Here is a 22,050-nt window from a genome sequence, read left to right as displayed (position 1 = left end):
TGGGGATTGGGTCATTGATCCGTCACCTTTGCCAGTGGTATGGCGAGGGTGCTGGTATCCCGCAATCCTACCTCTACTTTGGTGTTGAAATCGGCGGAAAGTTCCCACGGTAACGGGATACTACTAAACGCTACCTCTAGCTCATGTGCGCCGGTTGCCACTTGGGGAAACGCGAACTCACCGTTTTGGTCAGTTGTTACCGGAGTACGCCCATCCAACACCAACTCAATATTAGCAGCTTTCTTTTCTAGGGGCTGCTGCCGCCCGTCGTTATTTTCGTCGAAAAATACCACGCCGCGAATACCGCCACTGCGCACATCACGCCGCCCTAACGGTTTGCCCCAGCCGTCTTGATAATTCAGCGCCACGGATACGCCTTGATCGCGCTTGCCTTCGGTGTCGTGTGTTTGCTCAATGCTGGCTTCGAGGTTCAGTTTGCTATTCAGTTGCTTGCGGGCAAATACGCGGTAGTTTTGGTGCGTACCAAGGTCATTATCGGACGGGCTGGCTTTGCTTAGGGTGAGGTTTGCGCCCACATTATCACCATTGCTCAGGTGATGTTGCCAGTCTAGCCCTGTTTGGTAAGTATTACGATCTTCGGCTTCGTCTTGTTCATTGCGGGCATTTATTTGCCAAGAAAGCTCGTTGGCTGCGGGCAGTAACCAGTGATGTGAATAGTCTATTTCACGGGTTTGGGTGGTGGTGTCGGGTTCTTGTTCGTGGCTGACGCGCAGTTGTAAGCGGCTGTCTTGCCCGCTGCTCCACGAACGTGACACGAAGACGCTGCCTTGGGTTTGTTGGCGGTCATCAGCCGCTTGCGTTTGGGTGTGGCTCAGTTGCCCGCCGGTGCGCGTGGTGCGGTCGTATTGGTAGTTGAGGCTTTGGTTAAGGCGTAATTCTTGGGTGTCATGGGTTTCGGCATCGGCTTGGCGTTGCTGCCATTCAATGCTCGAATGCGTGTCGTAGCGCGGGTGGGTGTAGCCCATGCGCCAGTAAGCGCCTTGGGTGTTATCGGCTACGTCATCACCCATCCACGTCAGACCGTCGCCGAGTGCGTAAGCGCCTGCTTGGTGGCGAAAGCGGTCTTGCTGGTATTCGGTGTCGACCCACGCGCCACTGCCTGCTTCGTTTGTGAGCATTTGCGCTTTGGTTTGCAGGCTGCCGGATTCGTTGGTGTGTTGCACCGCAAGGGTGGCTTCCTGGTGTTGTTGCGCGTCTTCATCTTGCGCTTGCCAGCCTTGTGCGCCCACCGCCCATTGTTCGTTGAGGCGATGGGTGACGCTCAGACCCGTTACCGCTTGTTCGGTGGTGGTTATATCGCCATTGTCGAGCACTTCACCTTTTTTGCCGTGCATGAGGCGTACTTCAGTTTTGTCATTGCTGATGCGGCTGTTGCTGCCAAGGTAGGTGCGTGACGGTAAGCTCAGGTTATTGGATTGGCTGATTAAACTGTTTTGGGCGGAACGTACCACGCCGACAGTGTTATCCATTTGCCATTCGTCGTTTAGCAGCCAATCATTTTGGTAGAGCGTCGCGGTGATTTCTTGGGTTTCTGGGGGCGTTTCCGTGCTGGCACTGGTGTTTTGCTGGGTAACTTGGGTATCGAGTGTGAAAGTGCCGTAGTCGCGGGTTTGCCGTGAAGCATCCAGGTTCAACGCTTGGCGGGTTTGCGTGTCGCCCGCGTCAGTGCGGGTATGGCGCGTGTCTATCCCCATGTTCAGGGTGCGGTAGCCGGATGCGGATTCTTCGGCAAGTGTTGTGTCAGCAGTGGGAGAGGGAGCTGCGTCTTCCGCCGTGGTGCTATCAATCAGGTTGTCGACATAGGCGGGTGTACGCTGGATAAGGGTTGCCTGTTCCTGCTCCAATTGTTCCAACGTGAGCGCGGTGATGCCTGTTGCGGCGAATGTATCGCTGGCATACAACGTTGCCATGCTGATTTGCAGCCCTATTATCAGTGCCTTGCGCTGTGTCGAAATCATTGATTTTATCAGCCAATTATCTTTATGGCGTGGATGATAGTTTTACCAAGGCTAACCGTGGCTTAATTGATGTTGAAAGGGTTTTCAACCTAATTTCAAGATATTGCGTATACTCATACCATCACAACCGATCAGATTTAGGTGAAAGCGCATGGAATGGACGACCTACCTTTACGCAGCACTGGGTTTTTTAGCAGTGGCGCTGTTAAGTGCCGCTGCGTTCTCAGCTTTTTATAAACGCGCCAGAAAAGATACCGCGTTTGTGCGCACTGGCTTGGGCGGGGAAAAAGTCATCCTCGGCAGTGGTGCGTTTGTGTTGCCCGTCATCCACGAGGTGATGCCGATCAATATGCAAACCCTGAAAATTGAAATTACCCGCGAAATGGAACAAGCATTGGTCACTAAAGACCCGCTGCGCGTGGATGTAACCGCCGAATTTTTCTTGCGGGTAGAAGCTCGCCCGGAAGCCATCAGCACTGCCGCGCGTGCTTTGGGGATGCGCACGTTGGATAAAGAGGCGATTAGGGAAGTATTTGAAGCGCCGTGTGTTGCCGCCTTACGTTCGGTGGCTTCAGGCATGGAGCTAGAGGAATTACACCAAAAACGCGCCGCGTTTGAACACAACGTGGAAGAGGCGGTGAATGCCGAATTCCACAAAAACGGTTTGGAACTGGTGTCGGTATCCCTCACCGGGCTGGATCAAACCGACAAGAAGTATTTCGACCCCAACAATGCCTTTGACGCGAAAGGTTTGAGTATTTTGGAGCAAGTGACCTCCGATAACGCCAAGCGCCGCAATAATATTGAGCAAGAAACGGCAGTTGCGATTAAGCAGCGCAACCTTGAAGCCACCATCAAGAAAGAAGAGATGGAGTACAAGGAAGTCGTGGCGCAAAACGAACGCAAGCGCCAGAAAGCCGAAAATGAAGCCGAAACCCAGCGCAAAATCGAAGAAATCAATATCGACAAAGAGATTTCGATTGAACGCGCCCAGCAATCCATGAACATGCAACAAGCCGCGTTAGAGCGTGAAGTCTCACACGCATGGATTGAAACGAATAAGGTCAAAGCCGAATTCGAGAAGATTTCCGAAGAAATTCGTACTGCTCGCGAACGTGCCGAAGCCGAGCGTTCCCGTGTCGTGGAAATTATCAGTGCGGAAAAAGAAGCGCGTCGCCAAGTCATCATTGCCGAAGCGAACGCTGATGTGGAAAAAATGGCAGCGATGGCTGCGCAATTGCGTTACCAAGTGGAAGCGGCGGGCAAGAAAGCCTTGAACGAAGCTTCTAACTTGCTTTCCAACGACCAGATTGCGATGCAGGTCAAAATGGAAATCGTGCGCCAATTGCCGAATATTATTCGCGAAAGTGTGCGCCCAATGGAAAATATCGAAGGCATCAAAATCATGCACATTGACGGCTTAAACAATGCCATCGGGCGCGGTGGTGCGGGTGGCGGCAATAACGGTGGCGATGCAGGCAATGGCACTGCCAACAGTGGCGGCGGTGGCAGCAACTTGGCTGAGCAAGTGGTGGACAGCGCTTTGCGTTACCGTGCGCAAGTGCCGTTGATTGAAAGCTTGCTAGGCGAAGTGGGTTTGAAAGGTGGCTCGCTCAATGACATGACGCACAGTTTGCACGCGGGGCTGTTTGCGCATGAGGCTAAACCAGAAGCGGCAAAAAAGCCTGCACCAACGCCTGCCCGTGAGCGCGAACAGCCCGTGACCGCCGATAATGACGGTTATGACGAGGATTATGAGCGTGACGAGCGCTATTAGGCGAACCGTCTAACGTGATTTGCGGTTGCTGTGGTCGACTTCCGGGTTGTAGCTGTAGGCGGCAACGCGGCGCTCTTCTTCGGCTTGTGCCAGTATGCTAGGGGCTAATTCGCGCAATTGTTTGAGTAACCAGGCGTAATCCCTGCTCTCAGTAGTAATGCCTAGCAGCACGCTGATTTCCAGGGCTTCGGCGGCAAACAGCAGGCGGTATTGCGCGTATTGGTTGTAAATCAGTGCTTTGTTCCATTCTAAAATCAGGTCGTTAGTGGTTTCCAGCAAGTCAGTGTTGACTTTTTGGTATTCCACCATGTAAGCCAATTTGGTGCGGATTTGGGTTTCTTCGTGCTGAAGCTGCCCAAGATTGCTGGTAATGCTGGTTTCTTGGCGTTGGGTCAGCGTCGTTAGCAAGGTTTGACGGCGTTGGTCGCTGTACGGTTGAAAAACCGTGTTTAAGTTCTGCCCTTTTTTGGGTTTGGGAAGCTTGGCGGCTTTGAGTAGGGTTTCGGCGTCGCGCAGGTGGTCGCGAATCGCTTCGGTTTCGGCTAATTGGAATTCGCGGCTGTCGCCGAGTGCCTCTTGAATGCGCTGTTGCAGGCGTTGGGCTTCATCGTCAAACATGGTGCGTACATGGCGGTCTTCGCCGGTATGGTAGTGCAGCCAGAATTCGCGGCGGCTGCGGTCAATTTCTTGATAGGCTTTGCGCAATTGCTGTTGTTGTGACCAGCGAAGGTCAATGATGGTTTGCAGAAAACGGCGTTGTTCGGGCATTTGTTCTGCCCATTCCCTGACCTTGCCAAAAAAAGTGTGCAATGCGTCCATTTGCTTGAGCATGTCTTGGCGCAGGCCGTACAGAGCGGGGTAGGTGGTGTTTTCGTAAGTTTCCAGATCGAGTTCGGTTCTGGGTTTTTGCGGGTTTGCCGTGTTTTCAGCGTCAACAGGGGGATCGGGTTCGCGATTGCCTTGTTTCCAGAGAAAATTGAGGGCGGCAATGACCAGCACGCCGGTGAACGCAATCAAGATCAGCAGGCGCGTATCGTTGGGCAGCTTGAATTTGCTCAGAAAGCCGCTTAACCAGCGTACAAAAAATACAATGCCAGCGGCGATCGCCAGCCAGAGAATGAATAACAGTAAACCGTGTGAATCCATGAGTGTGAAGACGCTTGAGTTGGTGGTAATGGGTGTGTTGAAGTGTAGCAGAAAAATCTCCAATATTAGTGCTTGACAGCAACCCCTTAAAACGCTTTAATAGCGCCCTCTGTGGCCGGATAGCTCAGTTGGTAGAGCAGGGGATTGAAAATCCCCGTGTCGGCGGTTCGATTCCGTCTCCGGCCACCATTTCATTTTCGATTACCCCCTTTAGCCTGCTGTTAGCGGGCTTCCTTTTGCAAGACTTCTGCTTAATCCTAACGCTAACTCGTGTACAATCATGCTGTTATTGTCGCTTAAGGATGCCCCCCATGTCTCAATCTGCCAAGCTGGAATTAGTCAGTTTCAAAGTTTGCCCTTTTGTACAACGTTCGGTGATTGCGCTGAATGCGAAGGGGATTGCGTATACGTTGACGCATATTAACCCACACGAACCCCCCGATTGGTTCAAAGCCATTTCCCCCTTGGGCAAAGTGCCGGTGTTGCTGGTGGATGGCACGCCGTTGTTTGAATCTGCGGTGATTCTTGAATACGTGGATGAAGTGTATCCCCCGCGTTGCACCCGGCTGAGCCTTTGGAAAAAGCGCGGCATCGGGCATGGATCGAGTTTTGTTCTGAGTTGCTAGGTCGGCAATTCCGCATGTTAACGGCGAAAGAATCCGCTGCTTTTGATGAGGGACGTGAAGCGTTACAGCAAGGTTTGCAGCGTTTGGATACGGTGTTAGCCGCAGACGCGCCGTATTTTGCCGGGGAAACGTTTCATTTGGTGGATTGTGTCTATGCGCCGCTGTTTATGCGCCTCGCTTTGTTGAAGCAGCATTACGCGCTGGAATTGTCGCTGAGTGCGCGGATGCAAGCGTGGAGCGATGCATTGTTGGCGTTAGACGCGGTGAAAACCTCGGTGGTGGACGATTTCGAGACGGTATTCGCTAACTTCCTCAACGGCAATGATAGCTACCTCCTCAAGCGCTAATATTGCACAAAACCTTACAACACTTAACTTTTCTGATATAAATAAATATCTTATAACAAAAGATAGAGGGTTAAGATATGAGCGTTTATAAACAAGCTGTCGCTCTGACAGCTTCCTCCTTAATCGCGTTGCTGAGTAGTTGCGGCGGCGGTGGATCGACACAAAACACCGTTATCGGTGGCACGACTGCCCCGGTTGTTCCGCCTACTGCGGCAGCTAAGACGTTTACTGAAGTGAAAGTAGCAGAGGTGACGACGTGTGTGACCGACAATAGCACCAATCTCATGTGGGAAGTCAAAACCGACGAAGCGTCCGGTGCAACCCCCGATTTCCGTGACAAGGATTACGGCTACAACTGGGGAACTGACGGCAAAACGGCTGGCACGGCGGCAACCGCGAATCTCCTTGATACGAGCAAGCCTCCTTGTCAGGCATCCGGCACTGTTATGACCAAATGCACGACCGATGCTTACATCAAAGCGGTGAATGCGGCGGCGTTGTGTGGTTACACCAATTGGCGTTTGCCGACCACCACTGAATTGCTGGGTTTGATTGACACTACCCGTCCGGCGCGTGCGTTTATTTATCCGGCATTGGGTAGCACGTCTTCCGACCCTGAAGTGCAAGGTCAAGCGGTGCGTGGTTATTGGGCTTCCGATACGGCGAGCGTTGGTCATGCGGCGGTAAGTTTTTCCTTGGCAACCGGCGATCGTGCGCAAGGCCATGGCGAAAGTTACAACTACCTACGCTTAGTCCGCAACAACTGATTTTACTCCCTGCTCCATTGCTCCCTTCACCCCTTGCGGGGGAAGGGCTGGGGATGGGGGGTTAAGGCGTAGCCTTAGAAAAACAGAGCCACTTTCGCTTCTGCACGGTATTTATGCAGCAACGGTTCGGTATAACCATTCGGCTGTTCGCGCCCTTTAAACACCAAATCACATGCCGCTTTAAACGCCACGCTCTTGTCGAAGTTACCGCTCATCTGGGTGTAAGTCGGGTCGCCTGCGTTCTGCGCATCCACTTTCGCCGCCATGCGCTTAAACGCTTCCAGCACTTGTGTCTCGGTGCAAATGCCGTGGTGTAACCAGTTTGCCATGTGTTGGCTGGAAATGCGCAAGGTGGCACGGTCTTCCATCAAACCCACGTCATTCACATCCGGCACTTTGGAACAGCCAACGCCTTGGTTAATCCAGCGCACCACGTAACCGAGGATACCCTGCGCATTATTGTCCAATTCCTGCTGGATTTCTTCCGCACTCCAATTCGGATTCGCCGCCACCGGAATGGTGAGAATGTCATCAATATTGGCACGCTGGCGGCTTTTAAGCTCTTCCTGACGCGCAAACACATTGACCTTGTGGTAATGCAGCGCGTGTAACGCCGCAGCGGTAGGCGATGGAACCCACGCCGTGTTTGCGCCCGCCATGGGATGCCCGATTTTGGTGGTCAGCATGGTTGCCATTTGATCGGGAATTGCCCACATGCCCTTGCCGATTTGTGCATGACCCGGCAAGCCGCATTCCAAACCGATGTCGACGTTCCAGTTTTCGTAAGCTTGAATCCAGGCGGACGACTTCATGTCGTTCTTGCGAATCATCGGGCCTGCTTCCATCGAAGTGTGCATTTCATCGCCAGTACGATCCAAGAAGCCGGTGTTGATGAAGACCACACGTTCTTTCGCCGCACGGATGCATTCTTTCAAATTCACCGTGGTGCGGCGCTCTTCATCCATAATGCCGACTTTCAGGGTGTGGCGGGGCAATTTCAGCGCGTCTTCGATGCTGTCAAACACGTCATTGGTGAAGGCAACTTCTTCCGGGCCGTGCATTTTGGGCTTCACAATGTACACCGAACCGGTACGCGAATTGCTGAATTTTGCACTGCCGTTGAGGTTGTGAATCGCGATCATGGCGCTCATGTAACCATCCAGAATGCCTTCAGGAATTTCATTGCCATCTGCATCTAAAATCGCCGGGTTGGTCATCAAATGTCCAACGTTGCGCACGAATAACAGGCTACGTCCCGGTAAGGTGACTGTGCCACCGTGAGCGCCGCTGTATTCACGATCAGGGTTCAAGGTGCGGGTAAAGGTTTTACCGCCTTTGCTGACGGTTTCGCTCAAATCGCCTTTCATCAGGCCGAGCCAGTTGGTGTAAATCAGCACTTTATCGACATCATCGACGGCGGCAACGGAATCTTCGCAGTCCATAATCGTGGTGAGTGCGGCTTCCATCAGAATGTCGTTCACACCTGCGGCATCTTCTTTGCCAATCATGCCGTTACGGTCGATTTGGATTTCAAAGTGCAAACCGTTATTACGTAACAAGATTGCTGACGGCGCATCCAACGTGCCACGGTAGCCGACAAATTGGTTATTATCGCGCAATGCTACGATTGAGCCGCCGATCATTTCGACCATTAAAATACCGCTTTCATCCACCCGGTAGCGGCTGGTATGGTGGTGCGATAAGTGGGCGAGTGGCGTCGCTTCATCCAAGAAATTACGCGCAAATTCAATAACTTTTTTACCACGTACCGGGTTGTAAGTGCTACCTGCTGCCGCGCCATCGGTGGACGGAATTGCATCCGTGCCATACAGCGCATCGTACAAGCTGCCCCAACGTGCGTTAGCCGCGTTCAACGCAAAACGCGCATTCATGACGGGAACGACCAATTGCGCCCCAGCCGTGTGGGTGATTTCCACATCCACGTTCGCAGTGCTGACGTTAAAGGCTTCACCTTCAGGCAGTAAGTAGCCGATGTCTTGCAAAAAGGCTTTGTAAGCGCCGAAATCAAACTGACCAGGGTTCGCAATATGCCAAGCGTCGATTTTGGCTTGGATAGCATCGCGTTTTGCCAGCAGTTCACGGTTGCGGGGTGCAAAGCGGGTAACGATGTCTGCCAGCCCTGCCCAAAAATCGGTGGCACTAATGCCTGTCCCCGGCAGTGCTTGTTGGGTTACGAAGTCATGCAAGAGTGTTGACACTTGTAAGCCGCTAACCAGAATTCTGTTACCCATTCGTGACGTTCCTCTAAAAAATAAACTAAATTGTCGACATTCTCCGGTTATAACCCAAGACCCGCAAGCGCAAAAATTAGAATTATCAATGGTAATGATTAAAAACGGCACCATTGGTCAACAGATGAATAGCAGTGTGGGCTAGTTCCAGCCAGACGGCGGTTCTTATATACTTTGAGCCATGTATACAGAACACCATTTGTTATTTTTGCATCGCTTGGCTCATCTGGCCGCGTTTGGCGTAATGTTGGTGGGCGTAGTGGTATTGGTGGGGTGGTTTAATCACATCCCTGCGTTGTATCGTGTCGAAAAAGATTTGCCGTTGATGACGCCGGGTGCGGCATTTTCATTCGTGTTCACAGGGGCGGCACTGTTTTTATTGCAGCCTGAAAAAACATCCTTACTACGGCGTATGGCGGGACGCTTGCTGGCTCTCGGTGGCGTTGTGTTGGGCTTACTGATGTTGTTGAGTTCTTGGCACAGTATCCCCGATGCATTATTGGGGCAGGGTTTAACGCCGTTAACGTGGTTGAATTTGTCGGATGCGAAAGATTCGCCCCAAGCGGGCATGGCGTTTATTCTCACCTGTACGGGATTGTTTTTCCTCAGTCTGGAACGTCAATCATTGATTAATGTGGCGCAATGGGCGGCTTTTTTCAGTGTCATGCTGTTGGTGGCGGTATTTTTTGGCTATGCCCATCAAGAAGACATGTTCAAGGTATTTACCGGCGAGGCGGGCATGGCGCTGCCCACCGCGACCGCGTTTGCGTTGGTCGGTTGGGGGATTATTCTGGCAAAAGTGGAAAAAGGTTTTTTCCGCATTATGGCGAGCAATGCCTCCGGTGGTTTGGTGGTGCGGCGGGTGATGTTTCTCATGGCGCTGTTCCCGCCGCTGTTGGGCTGGTTGCCGGTATTGGTTGAGCACCGCACGTTGACACATACGCAAGTGGAATCCTTGCTGGCGTCAGGAATGGTGATGGTGATTGTGCTGATCGTGATTCGGCTGGCATACCAGTTGGATCAGGAAGAAACCTTGCGCGAACAAGCTCAGCACGAAATTTTGCAACACCAGACCGACCTTGACCAAATGGTGCGCTTGAATACCTTGGGGGAAATGGCATCGGGGATTGCGCATGAACTCAATCAACCCCTTGCAGCGGTCGCCAATTACGCCAGCGCGTGCCAGCGCATTTTGCAAGCCGACGGCGCCAGTGCCCGTTTGCAAGAACCGCTGCAAGCGATTCAGCAACAAGCGTTGCGTGCATCAGAAATTATCCGGCGGATGCGGGCCTTGGTACGCAAACAACCCCCGCACAAAGTGATGGCGTGTGTGGAACAAGTGATTCACGAAGCCTTGCACCTGAGCAAAACCGGAACAACCCGCTTGGATGTGCCGCTATTGCTGGAACTGGATGATACGGTGCCGGATATTCCGCTGGATATTATTCAAATTCAACAGGTTATTCTAAATATTGTGCAAAATGGACGTGATGCAATGCACGATACACCTAGCCACCGTCGTCAAATTTTGGTACGGAGTTTTCTGAATCAGACGGGGTGTGTGCAAGTCGATATTTCTGACACCGGTTCTGGGATGGACACCGAACTCAAGCAGCGCGTGTTTGATGCGTTTGTTACCACGAAAGGGGCGCAGGGGATGGGAATCGGTTTGTCATTGTGCCGTTCGATTATCGAGGCACACGGTGGGCGCTTGTGGGTGGAATCCGAACCGGAGCAGGGCGCAACGTTTTCGTTCACCCTGCCGGTAGCGTAGGGTGGTTTACGCTTTGATGAATGGCATTTTTTTCAGAACCATTGCCGCTGGGCAGAAGCCAGTGAAAGCGGACTGAATCAGGTTGACAGCGATAAATACCATCAACCAAAAGCCTACTGCTTCAGAGACGGTTGCCCCTAAAATCAGCGCGACTAAAATCATAATGCCTGCGAAAACTTGGATAGCGTTACTAAGTGTCATGGTGGGTTCCTTCTTTAAATATAGGTGGTTAAATTAACGTATGTTAAGCGTATTGAGTATATTAGTATTTGTTAATAAACACAATTGACCAATCTCAATGTCACGCGAAGACTTGTCGGTAATGATGCACCGTTAGTCTAGTACAGGCACGAGTCAACATGATCACTTTCAAACACATTGGGATAGCGGGTAGCCTCGGTTTACTGGTGGGAATCGTCGCAATGCAGCTTTGGTACGCTCAGCAATACCCCGGTCGTCCGCTGTTTGTGACCATCGAAAACATGCGCGGCGAAACCATTCCCTTGTTAAAAATCGAGCACGGTAACGATTTGAGTCAGGAAAAAATTTTGTTAACACAATTACGCGCTGGCGAAACCCGTATTATTACCCTGAATCACGAACCGGGCAGAGGCTACAGCGTGGAAGCCCAGCTTGCAGATGGCAAAACGGTAGAGGCTTGCGTGGGCAAAACCTCCGAGCGCTGGGTGAATGAAGTGGCAATTACGTCTAACGGTATTTTCAGTCGGGATTAGATTACAATGCCTCAACTCGTTATTCTGATGACGTTTTACAGCACAAGGTAAGGTGGCAAGATTGAAGAATGTAATGCCAGCGACTGAGCGTTTCTTTGCTGATATTCGCGGTATTTTGGCAGATGCCCGAAAACAGGCTTACGCATCCGTCAATACAGTGATGGTTCTAGCGTATTGGAAAATTGGTCAACGTATTGTTGAGGAAGAGTTGGCTGGCAAAGATCGGGCAGATTATGGGCATTACCTCATCCGCAATCTTGCCAAGCAATTGGGTGACGAGTTCGGCAAAGGATTTTCGCTGGCTAATTTGAAGAATTGTCGCCAGTTTTTCCTGACTTTTCCTGAGTTTGAAAAAGGCTACGCAGTGCGTAGCCAATTGCCGTGGACGCACTATCGGCTGATCATGCGGGTCGAAAATCCACAGGCAAGAGACTATTACTTGCATGAAGCGGCTACTCATCAGTGGAGTTCTCGTCAACTAGAACGCAATCTTGCGAGCCACTATTACGAACGGCTATTGGTTGTGCCTAACACCCAAGACCAGCCAGAATCCCTACCTGATAAATTACCAACGGGCGAATTTATCAAAGACCCTTACGTGCTGGAATTTTTGGATTTACCAGAAACAGGGCTTTACCGCGAAAGCACGTTGGAAGCGGCGATTATCACCAAGCTGCAACCGTTTCTACTGGAGTTAGGTAAGGGGTTCTCGTTCGTGGGCAGGCAGTTTCGTATTGACCACATCAGCATCAGCGTGTTGGATGTGTTGAAAGCCAAGCAGTTTGCCGCCGTCTCTATCCAGAGCGAGCACGCGCAGTGAAAGGGCATCTAGCCGGATTCGGTGTTTCTGCGTTGTTGCATGGCACGTTATTGCTGGTAGCATTGCCTTTGCTGCTGTGGCAAGAAAAACTGAGTGTGCCGGAAGAACAACCGCTCACATTATCGCTTGCGCAATTCCAGCCAGCACCGCCGCCGCCCCAACTTGCACCACCTGAGCCGATAGCGCCACCACCTGTTGCACAACCAGTGCCGCCGTCTAAGCCCGAATCTAAACCGGTAGTAAAACCCAAGCCTGTCGAGAAGCCTAAACCGCCGGAAAAGCCCAAACCTGCCCCTAAACCGGAAAAGCCCCGTAAGCGACCTGAACCGAAGCCGGAAGTTGTTTCTCAGCCAGCGCCAGTGAAGGAAATTGTCCCGCCAGCGCCCGTGGTTGCACCTCGTCCTGCACCCGTTCTTGCACCCGCCCCCCGTCCGGTGCAACGTGTCGCGGCATCTGCTGCGCCTGTCGTGAATAACGCCGCCGCCGAAGCCGCTTACCGCCAAAAATTGCAAAGCCTGATTGCCGCCCGCAAGCAATACCCACGCATGGCTGAAAAAGCTGAAGTGGAAGGCACCGTCACCGTGTCTTTCACGGTATTGCCGAATGGCACGATCACGGGCGCACGGGTGAGTCAGAGTTCCGGCAATGACTGGCTGGATAAAGCAGCGCTGCAAGCGGTGAACGCCAGTTCTGGTGCATTACCGTTTCCGGCGGGTATTCACAAAGCGCAGTGGGATTTTGCCTTGAAAGTGAATTTTAAGCTGGATTGGTAAAATGCGGGCAAAGAAATACGGGCCGAAGCCCGTACCGGATCGCGCCACCTGAGGAGAGGTAAGTAAGTCTCAGGCAGCTTCACAAAGTAGATGACGTACCGTCGGTTTCGCGGCTTGGGGGCGTTGCGCCCGTACCGGAATAATGTCCAAACCCAGTTCGTCATGGTGTTTCAAGAGCCAGCGGCGGGCTTCGGGCGAGATGTGTTTGCCGACCACAAAGCCCGTTGCGCCATAGTTACGGCTCACCAGTGCTTGCAGCAGCAGGCAACGGTTTTCACCCAGTCCTTCCACGCACGGTAACAGCGACAGTTTGACCTGACGTGCCGAGGTGCATTTGACTTGATTGCGCAGTTCACGCACTTGCTGGTTGAAATCGGGGGACGTTTCATTGATGCCAATTTGTACCAGCAAGCCGCCGCCGGTTTCGGTATCGGTCAGCCATTCGCAGGCGCGTTGCAAGTCGTTGCTATCCAGCGTGGGCGCGGCTTGCACTGCAATAATGCTGTTCCAGTCTTGCACGTTTTGACGCAGGGCGGGGACGTTGAAACGCAGGCTGTTAAACGCCGGATGCAGGATTTTCTGCAACGGTTTGACTGTGCCGCTGGCGTACCACGTGTCAGGGGTACGTGCTGGGTCAAATGCTTGTGCCAGTTCGGCGACATCCGCAGGCAGGCGGTAGAAGCTTTCCACGCTGACTTCGGCAATGGCGCGGCGTTCCAGCCCGTCGACCAGCACGATGCGCCCGCTGAGTTGTGCTTCGCGTTTTTCCGCCGGGGTCAGGGACAGTGCCAGTGGCAGCGGCCATAATGTGCCGTTTGCTAGGCGATTGCGTTGCAAGACGCTGCAATGGTCATCTTGATTGAGGTAGCCGTGCAACGGTGCGAATGCGCCATTCAACAGCAGTTCTAATGTACTGATTTCGTTGTGGTTGACGATTTTGTGCAGGATGCTCATGGGCTGTGCCTCTCGGTAATCTTCGGTTGCAGGCAAGTATGGGATAAGGCGTAAATAATTAAAAACGCTATAATTCGCTATAGTTATCTTAAAAAGCGATAAAGCATGAAATTGTTCCAATTACGCTTACTCAAAACGTTGCTGAATAATGGCATGAATGTGTCGCGGGCGGCGGATCAGCATTACATTGTGCAATCTGCTGTCAGTCGCCAATTGGGTTTGCTGGAAGAAGAGCTGGGGATGCCGTTGTTTGAGCGCAAAGGCAAACGGCTGGTGGAAGCAACGCCAGTGTGCAAAGCGATTGTGCAGGAACTCGACCGTATCGAGCAGTCACTGGAAAATATTCGTGCGGTGGCGGACGATTACCGTCTGCAAACCCGTGGTGAAATTCGCATCGCCACCACGCATACCCAAGCCAAGTATTTTTTGCCGGAAGTGATGTTGGAATTTCGCCAGCGTTACCCCGATGTGGCGATTCATTTTTTGCAGGGCACGCCGGTGGAATTGGTGCGAATGCTGCACGCTGGCAAGGCGGATATTGCGGTGTGTACTGAAGAGTTGGACAAAGATTCCGCGTTAGACAGCCGTAAATGCTACGACTGGAATCACGGGCTGGTGCTACCGGATGGGCATCCGCTGGCGGAGGGTAAGCTGACGTTGGCGCGTATTGCGGCGCATCCGGTGTTGACCTACATTTTCGGGTTTACGGGGCGTTCCAAAATCCATGAAACGTTTCGTCATGCAGGCTTGGCGTTGGATGTGACGTTTGCGGCGACCGATACCGATGTGATTATCAGCTACGTGCGGCTGGGGTTTGGCGCGGGGATTATTGCGAAAATGGCGTATTCGCATATTCACGACGACGATTTGGTGTTGCGGGATTTGTCGCACCTGTTCCCGCTTTCCACTACCCGCGTGGCGTGGCTGAAAAATAAGTACCTCAAGCAATACGTGATGGAGATGGTGGATTTGCTGGTGGAGCAGGGGGAGAGTGAAGAGTGGTATGTGTAAGCGTGGGGGCGTTATAATGAGCGTTCGTGATTGAGAAGATGGTACATGAAACACACACTGATATTGAGTAGCCTACTTGCCCTGACTCTTGGCATGACCGGCTGCGACTCTTCCCCCCAACACCCTGAAGATTTGCCTTGGCAAGTCACTCTTAGTGCCGAAGGCAATCCGCAGGTGTTCCACTTAGACATTGGCAAAGCCACGCTGAAGGATGTGATCGAACGCTTGCACAGCTTCCCGGAAATGGCGGTATTTGCGCACGAAAGCGGTAAGCGTACCCTCGAAGCCTATTTCGGCACACAACGCCTCGGCTTGTTTGAAGCCAAAATCATTGCTGAATTGCAAGCCACACCTGCGCAGTTTGACAGTTTCCAAACCAACAATACCAAGCGTGAAGGCATGGCAAGCGGGCAATGGAAATACACGATGGCGGAAGCGGATGTGAAAATTGCCAATGATTTGCGGGTGCAGCGCTTAATTTATATGCCGGTCATCAATTACGAGCCTGAAATCGTGGTGGCACGCTTTGGCGAACCGGCGGAACGCGCCGCCTCGTTGCAGGCGGGAATCGACTACTGGTTTTACCCCAGCAAAGGCTTGGCAATTTTGATGAATACTGACGGTAAAGAGATTCTTTATTACACTAATCAACACGATTACGCCGCGATGAAACAGGGATTGCTGGAGACGAAACCGTATAATGACAAGTGAAGCCCGCACCCCGCCTTGGTGGAAACAAAAAAGCCTTGCCGAGATGAATGAGGCGGAATGGGAGAGCATTTGCGACCATTGCGCCAAATGTTGCTTGATCAAGCTGGAAGACGAGGAAGATAGCACGGTGTATTACACCGATGTGGCGTGTGATTTGTTGGATGGCACGAGTTGCCAGTGCAAAGATTACGCGAATCGTGAAACGCTAGTGCCAGAATGCCTGCATTTAACCCCGGATAATCTGGATGAGCTGTATTGGATGCCGCCGAGTTGCGCCTACCGTTTGTTGCACGAGGGTAAGAATTTACCGTCTTGGCATCATCTGGTGTCGGGCGATAAACAGAGCATTCACCGCATGAAACAATCGGTGATCGGGCGGTTTACTTACGCCGCTGAAGTGAACGAAGCAGATTGGGAGGATAGGGTCGTTACATGGCCGTTGAAGAAGAAAATGTAAGCCAACGCATTGATAAGTGGTTGTGGGCAGCGCGGTTTTTTAAAACCCGCCCGCTGGCGGTGGAAGCCATTGATGGCGGGCATGTGCAGGTGAATGAGGAGCGCGTTAAACCCTCCCGGCAGGTGCGCATCGGCGACAAGTTGCGTATTAAAAAGGGCTTTGAAACCTGGACGATTACCGTGCAAGGCTTGAACGAGCAGCGCCGCCCCGCCAGTGAAGCCCGTTTGCTGCATACCGAATCTGAACATCACCGCGAAGAACGCGAGGCGGTGATCGAAGAGCGGCGTTTGCACGGGGTGAATGTTAGGTTGCATAAGCCGGATAAGCGGGAACGGCGGCTGATCGACAAGTTTAAGCAGGGGTGGTGACAGGGTTGTTAATTATTTGGACTAAAGCCCGACCTGTTGTTAATTCTGTAGATCGGGCTTTGATTCGGCTTGCCGCTTATGGGCTTTTAACCCTTTGAACCAGAGGCAGTGCCACCGCTCGCGCCTGGTGCGGGAGTGGTTGTCGTACTATCGTACCCATTTGCGCCGTTATTAACATAAGACTTTTCACCTGTTTTAGGGTCGACATAGATATTGGGATTTGCAGGTGGAGGGCTGCTAGGGGCTGGCTCTAAAGACGTATTACTGCTGCCGGTAGCGTCAAATAACCCACCTGTTGCAGGTGCAGTTTGTGGTTGCCCGCTTATTTCCGCCGATAGATTGCCTGCTAAATCACGTAAGTCATCGATTAGCGGATTAGATGATCCTTTATTCACATCTTCATACAACTTTGCTGCCAGTGCATCCATATTCTGCCCAGCCGTTCCCATGCTATCCGTATTGTATGCTGTTGAGGATGCGATCGATTGAGCCATGTCTGTACTAGGCGTCATTGTGCTGCTAATGCTCATGATTATCTCCTTGATTAAAATAAAATTTCTTCCGTGGTGACGTATTGATGACTTGCCACCTGCTGACAGTTTACTGGCTGGATCAGCAGTGCGGTACTGCACAGTTGAATGTAGTCATTTGAACAACGAGCAGGATTTTTAGGCGCGATGTCATTCGTTATCGTTATGTGTAGATTACACAGATTATGCAATTCATCCTGAGAAACCAGCCGTTCAAATAGTTTGGCTTATAAAAGTCAATAGATTTTGACTATGTTCCTGTTAGTCCCATCTAGGCGACAACCAAACGATTACATTTTTCAGGGAACCTCTTTATATGCTGACGAAACCACACAAAACCAGTAAACACTTTTTATTGGCATCGGCTGTTGCCAGTGCTTTGTTATTGCCATCCATCAGCTTGGGCAATACAACGCAGTGGTCGCCTATCACCAATGTATGCGCTGCAAACCCATTGATACCGGCGTGGTACACGACTCAATACTCGCCTATCGACGGCAAGGGCAATAATCGCCGTTCGCTAACGTGGGGTATGGCGGGGCAAAACCTATTACGGGTACTGCCACAAACCCCCAACAGAGAACCGGGGAATGCCGCTGCTGCCAATCTGCCAAACCCCCGTAAGGTTAGTAATGTGGTTGTCAGCCAAACTAATAATCAGACGGTCAATAGCAAAGGCTTAAGCGACATACTTTGGATGTGGGGGCAGTTCCTCGACCATGATCTGGATTTGGTGGCAACGAACGTGCCAGTAGAAGAGGCGAATATCCCGGTTCCAGTGGGCGATACCACTTTTGACCCCAATGGTACGGGAATTGTTAACCTGCTGTTCTTCCGTAGCAATTATGTATTGGATGCTAATGGGAAACGCCAACATCCCAATAATATCACCAGCTTTATTGATGCCTCTAACGTGTATGGTTCTGATGCGGCGCAAGCAAGCTACCTGCGCACCTTGTCAGGCGGTAAGATGAAGCTGGATGCTCAGGGCTTGTTACCCAAAAATCCTGAGGGTCTGTACCAAGCAGGGGACGAACGTGTTAACGAGAATATCGGTTTAACGGCAATGCATACGTTGTGGGTGCGGGAACATAACCGTCTTGCCGATGCCATTGCTTGTAAACACGCTGATTGGTCAGATGAGCGTATCTACCAAGAAGCCCGTCGGATTGTGGCAGCAGAAATTCAAGCCATTACTTACAACGAATTCTTGCCCGCATTATTGGGTAAAGATCGCTTACCCGGTTATTGGAAATACAGTGCGGCTAATCCTAAGCAATTGCCCGGTTATCAACCGAATGTCAGGCCGGATATCAGCAATGCATTTGCTGCCGCTACCTTTCGTTTAGGTCATACCTTGCTGTCTCCGACGTTGCTGCGTCTGAATGAAAATGGCACGGTTATACCGCAAGGCAATGTGCGGCTCAGGGATGCCTTCTTCCAGCCGGGCAAGGTTAGCGAAGCAGGAATTTCGCCTATTTTCCGAGGGTTTGCCTCCCAAACAGCGCAAGCTGTCGACCCGATGATTATCGACGATGTGCGTAATTTCTTGTTCGGGCAACCGGGTGAGGCAGGCATGGATCTGGCTTCCTTGAATATCCAGCGTGGGCGTGATCATGGCCTTCCGGGATACAATGACGCCCGTGCCAGCTTGGGTTTGCCGCGCATTACCAGTTTTAACCATCCAATATGGCGTGCAGGGTTTGGACAAAAACTTGAACAAGTGTATCGCCACCCTGATCAGGTTGATTTGTGGGTTGGCGGGTTGGCAGAAAAAGAATCGGGCGAGGCGTTGGTGGGTGAAACCATGGTGAGTATTTTGCTGGATCAATTCAGCCGAGTACGCCAAGGCGACCGCTTTTGGTACGAAAACCAGTTTTTTGGTAAACAGTTGACAGAGTTACATGATTTGCGCTTGTCGGATGTGATTAAACGCAACACCGATATTGTTAATATCCAGCCGGATGTGTTTAAAGCACAGATCAGAGGAGCTGCTAATGGTCAGCCTGGTAACACCACTATTCGTAATCCTACTGTGCCAGTTAATACGTTACCCGTTAACGATTCTGAACAAATTCGTCGTATTATTGAAGCCATTGCGAAAGGCGTTATGGGATAGTAATAACCAGTGCTGATTTCTAAAAAGCCCCCTCTTTGGGGGCTTTTTTTATGGTGGTATTTATCTGAATAACTTTATCTGTAAAAATCGTCCTTTTGTCATTACTTGAATTTATTATTGATGGATTGATGCTATTATTAACTTGTCCTTAGCGAGAAAGGACAACAACAAATTGTAACTATTTCAACTAACTTTTATTAGAGAAAATGCCATGAAAAAGATTAATGTATCTATGATCGCTATTTTGACTTTGTTTGCCAGTGCCTCTGCTTTTGCAGATCAAGGTAGCAGTAATAAAATTGATGTTCAAGATGGCTGGGTAAATCAAATTCAGGAAAATGGTGACAAAAATAATCAAGATGCTTCCGTTGGTTTTATTGGTGATGATGTAACTGATTCCAGCGTCAATGTTGGCTTGGGCGATATTTTTCAAGGACAATGGGGTGGTTGGGAAAATAACCAATATGCAGCTATTGGTGCAATCAATAATGGTGCCGAAGGGAATGTATGGGTTGGTGCTGGCTATATCAAGCAAATACAGGTGGCAGGAAAGAACAATACCCAAGCAGCCAGAATTGGGGTAATTGGTTGTGCCACTTGTGCAGACAAAAAGGATGAACATTCTGATCATTAAAATCAGATTTTTGCAGGGGTTTCAGGCATTTCTGTCTGAAACCCTGTTGCAGTGATAGTCTTAACATGTAATCCGTCATGAGTTATCCTCCGTCTATCGTGATTACCCTAACCAACAACAATGCAGCACTTTTACGATATGCTTGTGTGTTTTAAACAAGGAGTTTTTACCATGAGGTTTAGAATATTACTATTAGCTTGCAGCTTATGCATTAGTAGTACTGTATTTGCAGAAGGTTCTGATGGCGGCGAGGATTTAATGACGGATATGTCTGCTAAGATGGCTCAAATGAAAGCACGAATGCGAGCATATCAAACAGAAATGGATTATGAAGATGATGATCAATACGCAATTTCTTCATTTGATACTGCGGGTTGTGACATTAATATTGGCAATGTTGTTGTGGATGATGGTGCTAATGCGCCTGATGAAGTCGTCATTCTTATTGATGGTGATGTTATCCAATCTAATAACTGCCGTTAATTAGTCAGTTCTCTGTCTTAAAAATAAACGCGAGACAACAATCATGAAAAAGTCCGTCATTATGTTAGCAGTAGCTTTTACCCTTTCCACATTGGGTGGCTGTGCCAGTTTAGATAATAAACTGGCACGGGAATTTGAAAAAATCCGCCGTGGCCCGTCTGGTGCACCGTATAAATCCGTCACTAATTTTTCTGATGCCTTAAGCTGTGTTGATGATTTAATGCTGGCAAAAGGCGTGAAAGGCATTCCGGTAATGGTGGAAGACCTCGACGATAAAACCGAAGAAGTTAAAACCGGCACACGCGATATGTTGATTTCAGCGATTTCACGCATGACCACCAAAAGCAAAGCGATTAAGCTGATTGCTTACGGTAAAGATTCTGGCAATCTGGTGTCATTTATGAAAGCCGCGAATTATTCCGATGCCTACAAAGAAATGCCCGCGTTTGATATTCAAGGCTCAATTACCCAATTTGACAAAGGTGTTACCACCGGGGATGCCAGTACCGGGGTATTTTACCGTAAAAAAGGCGGTGGCGGTGCAGCTCACAGCACTTCATTGAACGTGGTTGCCTTGGATTTGAATGTGTTACGTGCTTCAGACATGAGCGTCATTCCCGGCATTACCTCCAGCAATTCGGTCGCGATTTTCCAGCGCGGTGATTCGCTGGATATGGATGCCAGCATTAATAAATTTGGTGTATATTTCGACCTAAGCCTCAACGCCAGCGAAGGCAAAGCGCAGGCAGTACGCAATCTGGTTGACCTTGCCGCAGTGGAATTGGTGGGCAAGTTGGTTGGTGTGCCTTACAGCAAGTGTCTGGGGGTCAAAGAACCAGCGGCAGGCACGGCGGGTACAACCGGGCAAAGCGGCGCAAAAGGTGCTAATAGCCAGCCACAAACAGAACCTGTTAAAGTGATTAACATGAAACTCCCCAAACTGACCCCCAAACAGGATACGATAGCACCCACTGCCCCGGCAGTGATGCACGCGCTCAAAGTCGGTGATACTGTTGATGCGCAGGGAATTGTACGGGTAAAACGAATTATCACGCCTAGCAAGCCTTAATCTTGGGCGCTTATAGCAAAGGAAGTCGCCATGCAACATGTGCTCATTGTGGAAGATGTCCCTGAAACCGCTGAATGGTTGGGTGTCGTCCTGCAACAAGCTTTCGGGGAGGTGCACCTCAATGTGGCGACTACCTGTCAACAAGCGCGGCAACTGTTAGGCAAAGTCAGCGTAAATGTAGCGTTGCTAGACATTAATTTGCCGGACGGTAGCGGTATCGACTTGGTGGCGAGTGTGCGTCAGCATTACCCTAATGCTTACATTGTAATCACCACCATTTTTGATGATGAAGAACACATCCTCCACGCCGTGCAAGCCGGGGCGCATGGCTACTTGCTGAAAGATTCGTCTGAGTTGGTGTTTATTCAGAAATTACGCGGTATTCTCAGTGGCGATCCACCGCTGTCACCGAGTGTCTCGCGGCGCATATTGCAATATTTCTCGGCAGCCGGAAACGCTCATGGCACACCGGATAATCAGCATTCTGGCGTTAATCGCAGCGAAGTGGCGAGTCTAAGCCCCCGCGAACGCGAAGTGTTGATATTAGTTGCCAAGGGGCTTAGCCGGGGTGATGTGGCGGAATTATTGGGGCTGTCGACCAATACCGTAGCGCGGTATATCCGGGATGTGTACCAGAAGCTCAATATATCCAGCCGAGCTGAGGCAGCAGTGGAGGCTTGCCGCATGGGGCTGGTCAGAACGGATTTCTAAGGTTGACC

Annotated in this window: 23 protein-coding genes and 1 tRNA gene; 18 read left to right on the top strand and 6 right to left on the bottom strand. The window is 50.9% G+C overall.

The window, feature by feature from the left end; all coding sequences use genetic code 11:
* Positions 1–11: 11 nt before the first annotated feature.
* The gene (locus tag HMY34_RS07685; protein WP_202718668.1) at positions 12–1,979 is read right to left on the bottom strand and encodes a hypothetical protein; all 1,968 of its coding nucleotides are present in this window, start codon (positions 1,977–1,979) and stop codon (positions 12–14) included.
* A gap of 151 nt (positions 1,980–2,130) precedes the next feature.
* Here HMY34_RS07685 and HMY34_RS07680 point away from each other — a divergent pair, with 151 nt between their 5' ends.
* Entirely contained in the window at positions 2,131–3,756 is a 1,626-nt protein-coding gene (locus tag HMY34_RS07680; RefSeq protein WP_202718667.1) for a flotillin family protein, read from the top strand.
* A gap of 9 nt (positions 3,757–3,765) precedes the next feature.
* Here the strand turns inward: HMY34_RS07680 and HMY34_RS07675 are convergent, their stop codons facing one another.
* Positions 3,766–4,902: a hypothetical protein gene (locus tag HMY34_RS07675; protein ID WP_202718666.1), complete on the bottom strand. Its 1,137-nt coding sequence runs from the start codon at positions 4,900–4,902 to the stop codon at positions 3,766–3,768.
* A gap of 113 nt (positions 4,903–5,015) precedes the next feature.
* Between HMY34_RS07675 and HMY34_RS07670 the strand changes: the two genes are divergently transcribed.
* From HMY34_RS07670 to HMY34_RS07660, 4 genes are all read left to right on the top strand, one after another.
* Positions 5,016–5,091: transfer RNA gene (locus tag HMY34_RS07670), tRNA-Phe, on the top strand.
* 122 nt (positions 5,092–5,213) lie between these two features.
* Positions 5,214–5,528, top strand: coding sequence for a glutathione S-transferase family protein (locus HMY34_RS20150; protein WP_228288010.1), 315 nt, complete (start codon positions 5,214–5,216; stop codon positions 5,526–5,528).
* 14 nt (positions 5,529–5,542) lie between these two features.
* Positions 5,543–5,875 carry a glutathione S-transferase C-terminal domain-containing protein gene (locus HMY34_RS20145; protein WP_228288009.1) on the top strand — a complete coding sequence of 111 codons (333 nt, stop codon included), beginning with the start codon at positions 5,543–5,545 and terminating at the stop codon, positions 5,873–5,875.
* 77 nt (positions 5,876–5,952) lie between these two features.
* Positions 5,953–6,642 carry an Lcl C-terminal domain-containing protein gene (locus tag HMY34_RS07660; protein WP_202718665.1) on the top strand — a complete coding sequence of 230 codons (690 nt, stop codon included), beginning with the start codon at positions 5,953–5,955 and terminating at the stop codon, positions 6,640–6,642.
* Between the two features lie 74 nt (positions 6,643–6,716).
* Here HMY34_RS07660 and HMY34_RS07655 read toward each other — a convergent pair whose 3' ends face one another.
* On the bottom strand, positions 6,717–8,894 hold the full coding sequence (locus HMY34_RS07655) for a malate synthase G (protein ID WP_202718664.1): 2,178 nt from the start codon (positions 8,892–8,894) through the stop codon (positions 6,717–6,719).
* 181 nt (positions 8,895–9,075) lie between these two features.
* On the opposite strand from HMY34_RS07655, the gene HMY34_RS07650 reads away from it, so the two are divergent.
* Positions 9,076–10,668 (top strand): sensor histidine kinase, encoded by a 1,593-nt coding sequence (locus HMY34_RS07650; protein WP_202718663.1) that lies wholly within the window; start codon positions 9,076–9,078, stop codon positions 10,666–10,668.
* A gap of 6 nt (positions 10,669–10,674) precedes the next feature.
* Here the strand turns inward: HMY34_RS07650 and HMY34_RS07645 are convergent, their stop codons facing one another.
* Positions 10,675–10,869 carry a YgaP family membrane protein gene (locus HMY34_RS07645; protein WP_202718662.1) on the bottom strand — a complete coding sequence of 65 codons (195 nt, stop codon included), beginning with the start codon at positions 10,867–10,869 and terminating at the stop codon, positions 10,675–10,677.
* Between the two features lie 158 nt (positions 10,870–11,027).
* Here HMY34_RS07645 and HMY34_RS07640 point away from each other — a divergent pair, with 158 nt between their 5' ends.
* The 3 genes from HMY34_RS07640 (at position 11,028) to HMY34_RS07630 (ending at position 12,995) form a co-directional block, all read left to right on the top strand.
* A complete protein-coding gene (locus HMY34_RS07640; protein WP_202718661.1) occupies positions 11,028–11,402 on the top strand; it encodes a hypothetical protein in 375 nt (124 codons plus the stop codon).
* 73 nt (positions 11,403–11,475) lie between these two features.
* Positions 11,476–12,222, top strand: a complete 747-nt coding sequence (locus tag HMY34_RS07635) for a PDDEXK nuclease domain-containing protein (protein ID WP_202718660.1) — start codon at positions 11,476–11,478, stop codon at positions 12,220–12,222.
* Positions 12,219–12,995, top strand: coding sequence for an energy transducer TonB (locus tag HMY34_RS07630; protein WP_202718659.1), 777 nt, complete (start codon positions 12,219–12,221; stop codon positions 12,993–12,995). The genes HMY34_RS07635 and HMY34_RS07630 overlap by 4 nt, the downstream gene beginning before the upstream one ends.
* A gap of 69 nt (positions 12,996–13,064) precedes the next feature.
* On the opposite strand, the gene HMY34_RS07625 is transcribed toward HMY34_RS07630, so the two are convergent.
* The gene (locus tag HMY34_RS07625; RefSeq protein WP_202718658.1) at positions 13,065–13,949 is read right to left on the bottom strand and encodes a bifunctional sulfate adenylyltransferase/adenylylsulfate kinase; all 885 of its coding nucleotides are present in this window, start codon (positions 13,947–13,949) and stop codon (positions 13,065–13,067) included.
* 105 nt (positions 13,950–14,054) lie between these two features.
* Here HMY34_RS07625 and HMY34_RS07620 point away from each other — a divergent pair, with 105 nt between their 5' ends.
* The 4 genes from HMY34_RS07620 to HMY34_RS07605 are packed head-to-tail and all read left to right on the top strand — an operon-like array spanning position 14,055 to position 16,496.
* Positions 14,055–14,960: a LysR substrate-binding domain-containing protein gene (locus tag HMY34_RS07620; protein ID WP_202718657.1), complete on the top strand. Its 906-nt coding sequence runs from the start codon at positions 14,055–14,057 to the stop codon at positions 14,958–14,960.
* A 45-nt stretch (positions 14,961–15,005) separates the two neighbouring features.
* On the top strand, positions 15,006–15,671 hold the full coding sequence (locus HMY34_RS07615; protein ID WP_202718656.1) for a hypothetical protein: 666 nt from the start codon (positions 15,006–15,008) through the stop codon (positions 15,669–15,671).
* Entirely contained in the window at positions 15,661–16,128 is a 468-nt protein-coding gene (locus HMY34_RS07610) for a YcgN family cysteine cluster protein (RefSeq protein ID WP_202718655.1), read from the top strand. The genes HMY34_RS07615 and HMY34_RS07610 overlap by 11 nt, the downstream gene beginning before the upstream one ends.
* The gene (locus HMY34_RS07605; protein WP_202718654.1) at positions 16,104–16,496 is read left to right on the top strand and encodes an RNA-binding S4 domain-containing protein; all 393 of its coding nucleotides are present in this window, start codon (positions 16,104–16,106) and stop codon (positions 16,494–16,496) included. Before HMY34_RS07610 ends, HMY34_RS07605 begins: the two co-directional genes overlap by 25 nt.
* 86 nt (positions 16,497–16,582) lie before the next feature.
* Here the strand turns inward: HMY34_RS07605 and HMY34_RS07600 are convergent, their stop codons facing one another.
* The gene (locus tag HMY34_RS07600) at positions 16,583–17,026 is read right to left on the bottom strand and encodes a hypothetical protein (protein ID WP_202718653.1); all 444 of its coding nucleotides are present in this window, start codon (positions 17,024–17,026) and stop codon (positions 16,583–16,585) included.
* A gap of 316 nt (positions 17,027–17,342) precedes the next feature.
* Here HMY34_RS07600 and HMY34_RS07595 point away from each other — a divergent pair, with 316 nt between their 5' ends.
* From HMY34_RS07595 to HMY34_RS07575, 5 genes are all read left to right on the top strand, one after another.
* Positions 17,343–19,145, top strand: a complete 1,803-nt coding sequence (locus HMY34_RS07595) for a peroxidase family protein (RefSeq protein WP_202718652.1) — start codon at positions 17,343–17,345, stop codon at positions 19,143–19,145.
* 211 nt (positions 19,146–19,356) lie between these two features.
* Positions 19,357–19,779 carry a hypothetical protein gene (locus HMY34_RS07590; protein ID WP_202718651.1) on the top strand — a complete coding sequence of 141 codons (423 nt, stop codon included), beginning with the start codon at positions 19,357–19,359 and terminating at the stop codon, positions 19,777–19,779.
* A gap of 171 nt (positions 19,780–19,950) precedes the next feature.
* Entirely contained in the window at positions 19,951–20,262 is a 312-nt protein-coding gene (locus HMY34_RS07585) for a hypothetical protein (protein WP_202718650.1), read from the top strand.
* Positions 20,263–20,305: 43 nt separating this feature from the next.
* The gene (locus tag HMY34_RS07580) at positions 20,306–21,331 is read left to right on the top strand and encodes a hypothetical protein (protein ID WP_202718649.1); all 1,026 of its coding nucleotides are present in this window, start codon (positions 20,306–20,308) and stop codon (positions 21,329–21,331) included.
* A gap of 30 nt (positions 21,332–21,361) precedes the next feature.
* Positions 21,362–22,042 (top strand): response regulator transcription factor, encoded by a 681-nt coding sequence (locus HMY34_RS07575; protein WP_202718648.1) that lies wholly within the window; start codon positions 21,362–21,364, stop codon positions 22,040–22,042.
* Positions 22,043–22,050 lie beyond the last annotated feature (8 nt).

It is taken from the genome of Thiothrix subterranea, assembly GCF_016772315.1.
GTDB lineage: Bacteria > Pseudomonadota > Gammaproteobacteria > Thiotrichales > Thiotrichaceae > Thiothrix > Thiothrix subterranea.
This window is presented reverse-complemented; position numbering and strand designations above follow the sequence as displayed.

Excerpts from the sequence above, each read along its gene's own strand:
- HMY34_RS07675 (WP_202718666.1), bottom strand. The coding sequence starts at position 4,902 with ATGGATTCACACGGTTTACTGTTATTCATTCTCTGGCTGGCGATCGCC.
- HMY34_RS07645 (WP_202718662.1), bottom strand. The coding sequence starts at position 10,869 with ATGACACTTAGTAACGCTATCCAAGTTTTCGCAGGCATTATGATTTTA.
- HMY34_RS07685 (WP_202718668.1), bottom strand. The coding sequence starts at position 1,979 with ATGATTTCGACACAGCGCAAGGCACTGATAATAGGGCTGCAAATCAGC.
- HMY34_RS07680 (WP_202718667.1), top strand. The coding sequence starts at position 2,131 with ATGGAATGGACGACCTACCTTTACGCAGCACTGGGTTTTTTAGCAGTG.
- HMY34_RS07650 (WP_202718663.1), top strand. The coding sequence starts at position 9,076 with ATGTATACAGAACACCATTTGTTATTTTTGCATCGCTTGGCTCATCTG.
- HMY34_RS07620 (WP_202718657.1), top strand. The coding sequence starts at position 14,055 with ATGAAATTGTTCCAATTACGCTTACTCAAAACGTTGCTGAATAATGGC.
- HMY34_RS07575 (WP_202718648.1), top strand. The coding sequence starts at position 21,362 with ATGCAACATGTGCTCATTGTGGAAGATGTCCCTGAAACCGCTGAATGG.
- HMY34_RS07635 (WP_202718660.1), top strand. The coding sequence starts at position 11,476 with ATGCCAGCGACTGAGCGTTTCTTTGCTGATATTCGCGGTATTTTGGCA.
- HMY34_RS07585 (WP_202718650.1), top strand. The coding sequence starts at position 19,951 with ATGAGGTTTAGAATATTACTATTAGCTTGCAGCTTATGCATTAGTAGT.
- HMY34_RS07590 (WP_202718651.1), top strand. The coding sequence starts at position 19,357 with ATGAAAAAGATTAATGTATCTATGATCGCTATTTTGACTTTGTTTGCC.
- HMY34_RS07605 (WP_202718654.1), top strand. The coding sequence starts at position 16,104 with ATGGCCGTTGAAGAAGAAAATGTAAGCCAACGCATTGATAAGTGGTTG.
- HMY34_RS07600 (WP_202718653.1), bottom strand. The coding sequence starts at position 17,026 with ATGAGCATTAGCAGCACAATGACGCCTAGTACAGACATGGCTCAATCG.
- HMY34_RS07660 (WP_202718665.1), top strand. The coding sequence starts at position 5,953 with ATGAGCGTTTATAAACAAGCTGTCGCTCTGACAGCTTCCTCCTTAATC.
- HMY34_RS07655 (WP_202718664.1), bottom strand. The coding sequence starts at position 8,894 with ATGGGTAACAGAATTCTGGTTAGCGGCTTACAAGTGTCAACACTCTTG.
- HMY34_RS07595 (WP_202718652.1), top strand. The coding sequence starts at position 17,343 with ATGCTGACGAAACCACACAAAACCAGTAAACACTTTTTATTGGCATCG.
- HMY34_RS07610 (WP_202718655.1), top strand. The coding sequence starts at position 15,661 with ATGACAAGTGAAGCCCGCACCCCGCCTTGGTGGAAACAAAAAAGCCTT.
- HMY34_RS20145 (WP_228288009.1), top strand. The coding sequence starts at position 5,543 with ATGTTAACGGCGAAAGAATCCGCTGCTTTTGATGAGGGACGTGAAGCG.
- HMY34_RS20150 (WP_228288010.1), top strand. The coding sequence starts at position 5,214 with ATGTCTCAATCTGCCAAGCTGGAATTAGTCAGTTTCAAAGTTTGCCCT.
- HMY34_RS07615 (WP_202718656.1), top strand. The coding sequence starts at position 15,006 with ATGAAACACACACTGATATTGAGTAGCCTACTTGCCCTGACTCTTGGC.
- HMY34_RS07640 (WP_202718661.1), top strand. The coding sequence starts at position 11,028 with ATGATCACTTTCAAACACATTGGGATAGCGGGTAGCCTCGGTTTACTG.
- HMY34_RS07625 (WP_202718658.1), bottom strand. The coding sequence starts at position 13,949 with ATGAGCATCCTGCACAAAATCGTCAACCACAACGAAATCAGTACATTA.
- HMY34_RS07580 (WP_202718649.1), top strand. The coding sequence starts at position 20,306 with ATGAAAAAGTCCGTCATTATGTTAGCAGTAGCTTTTACCCTTTCCACA.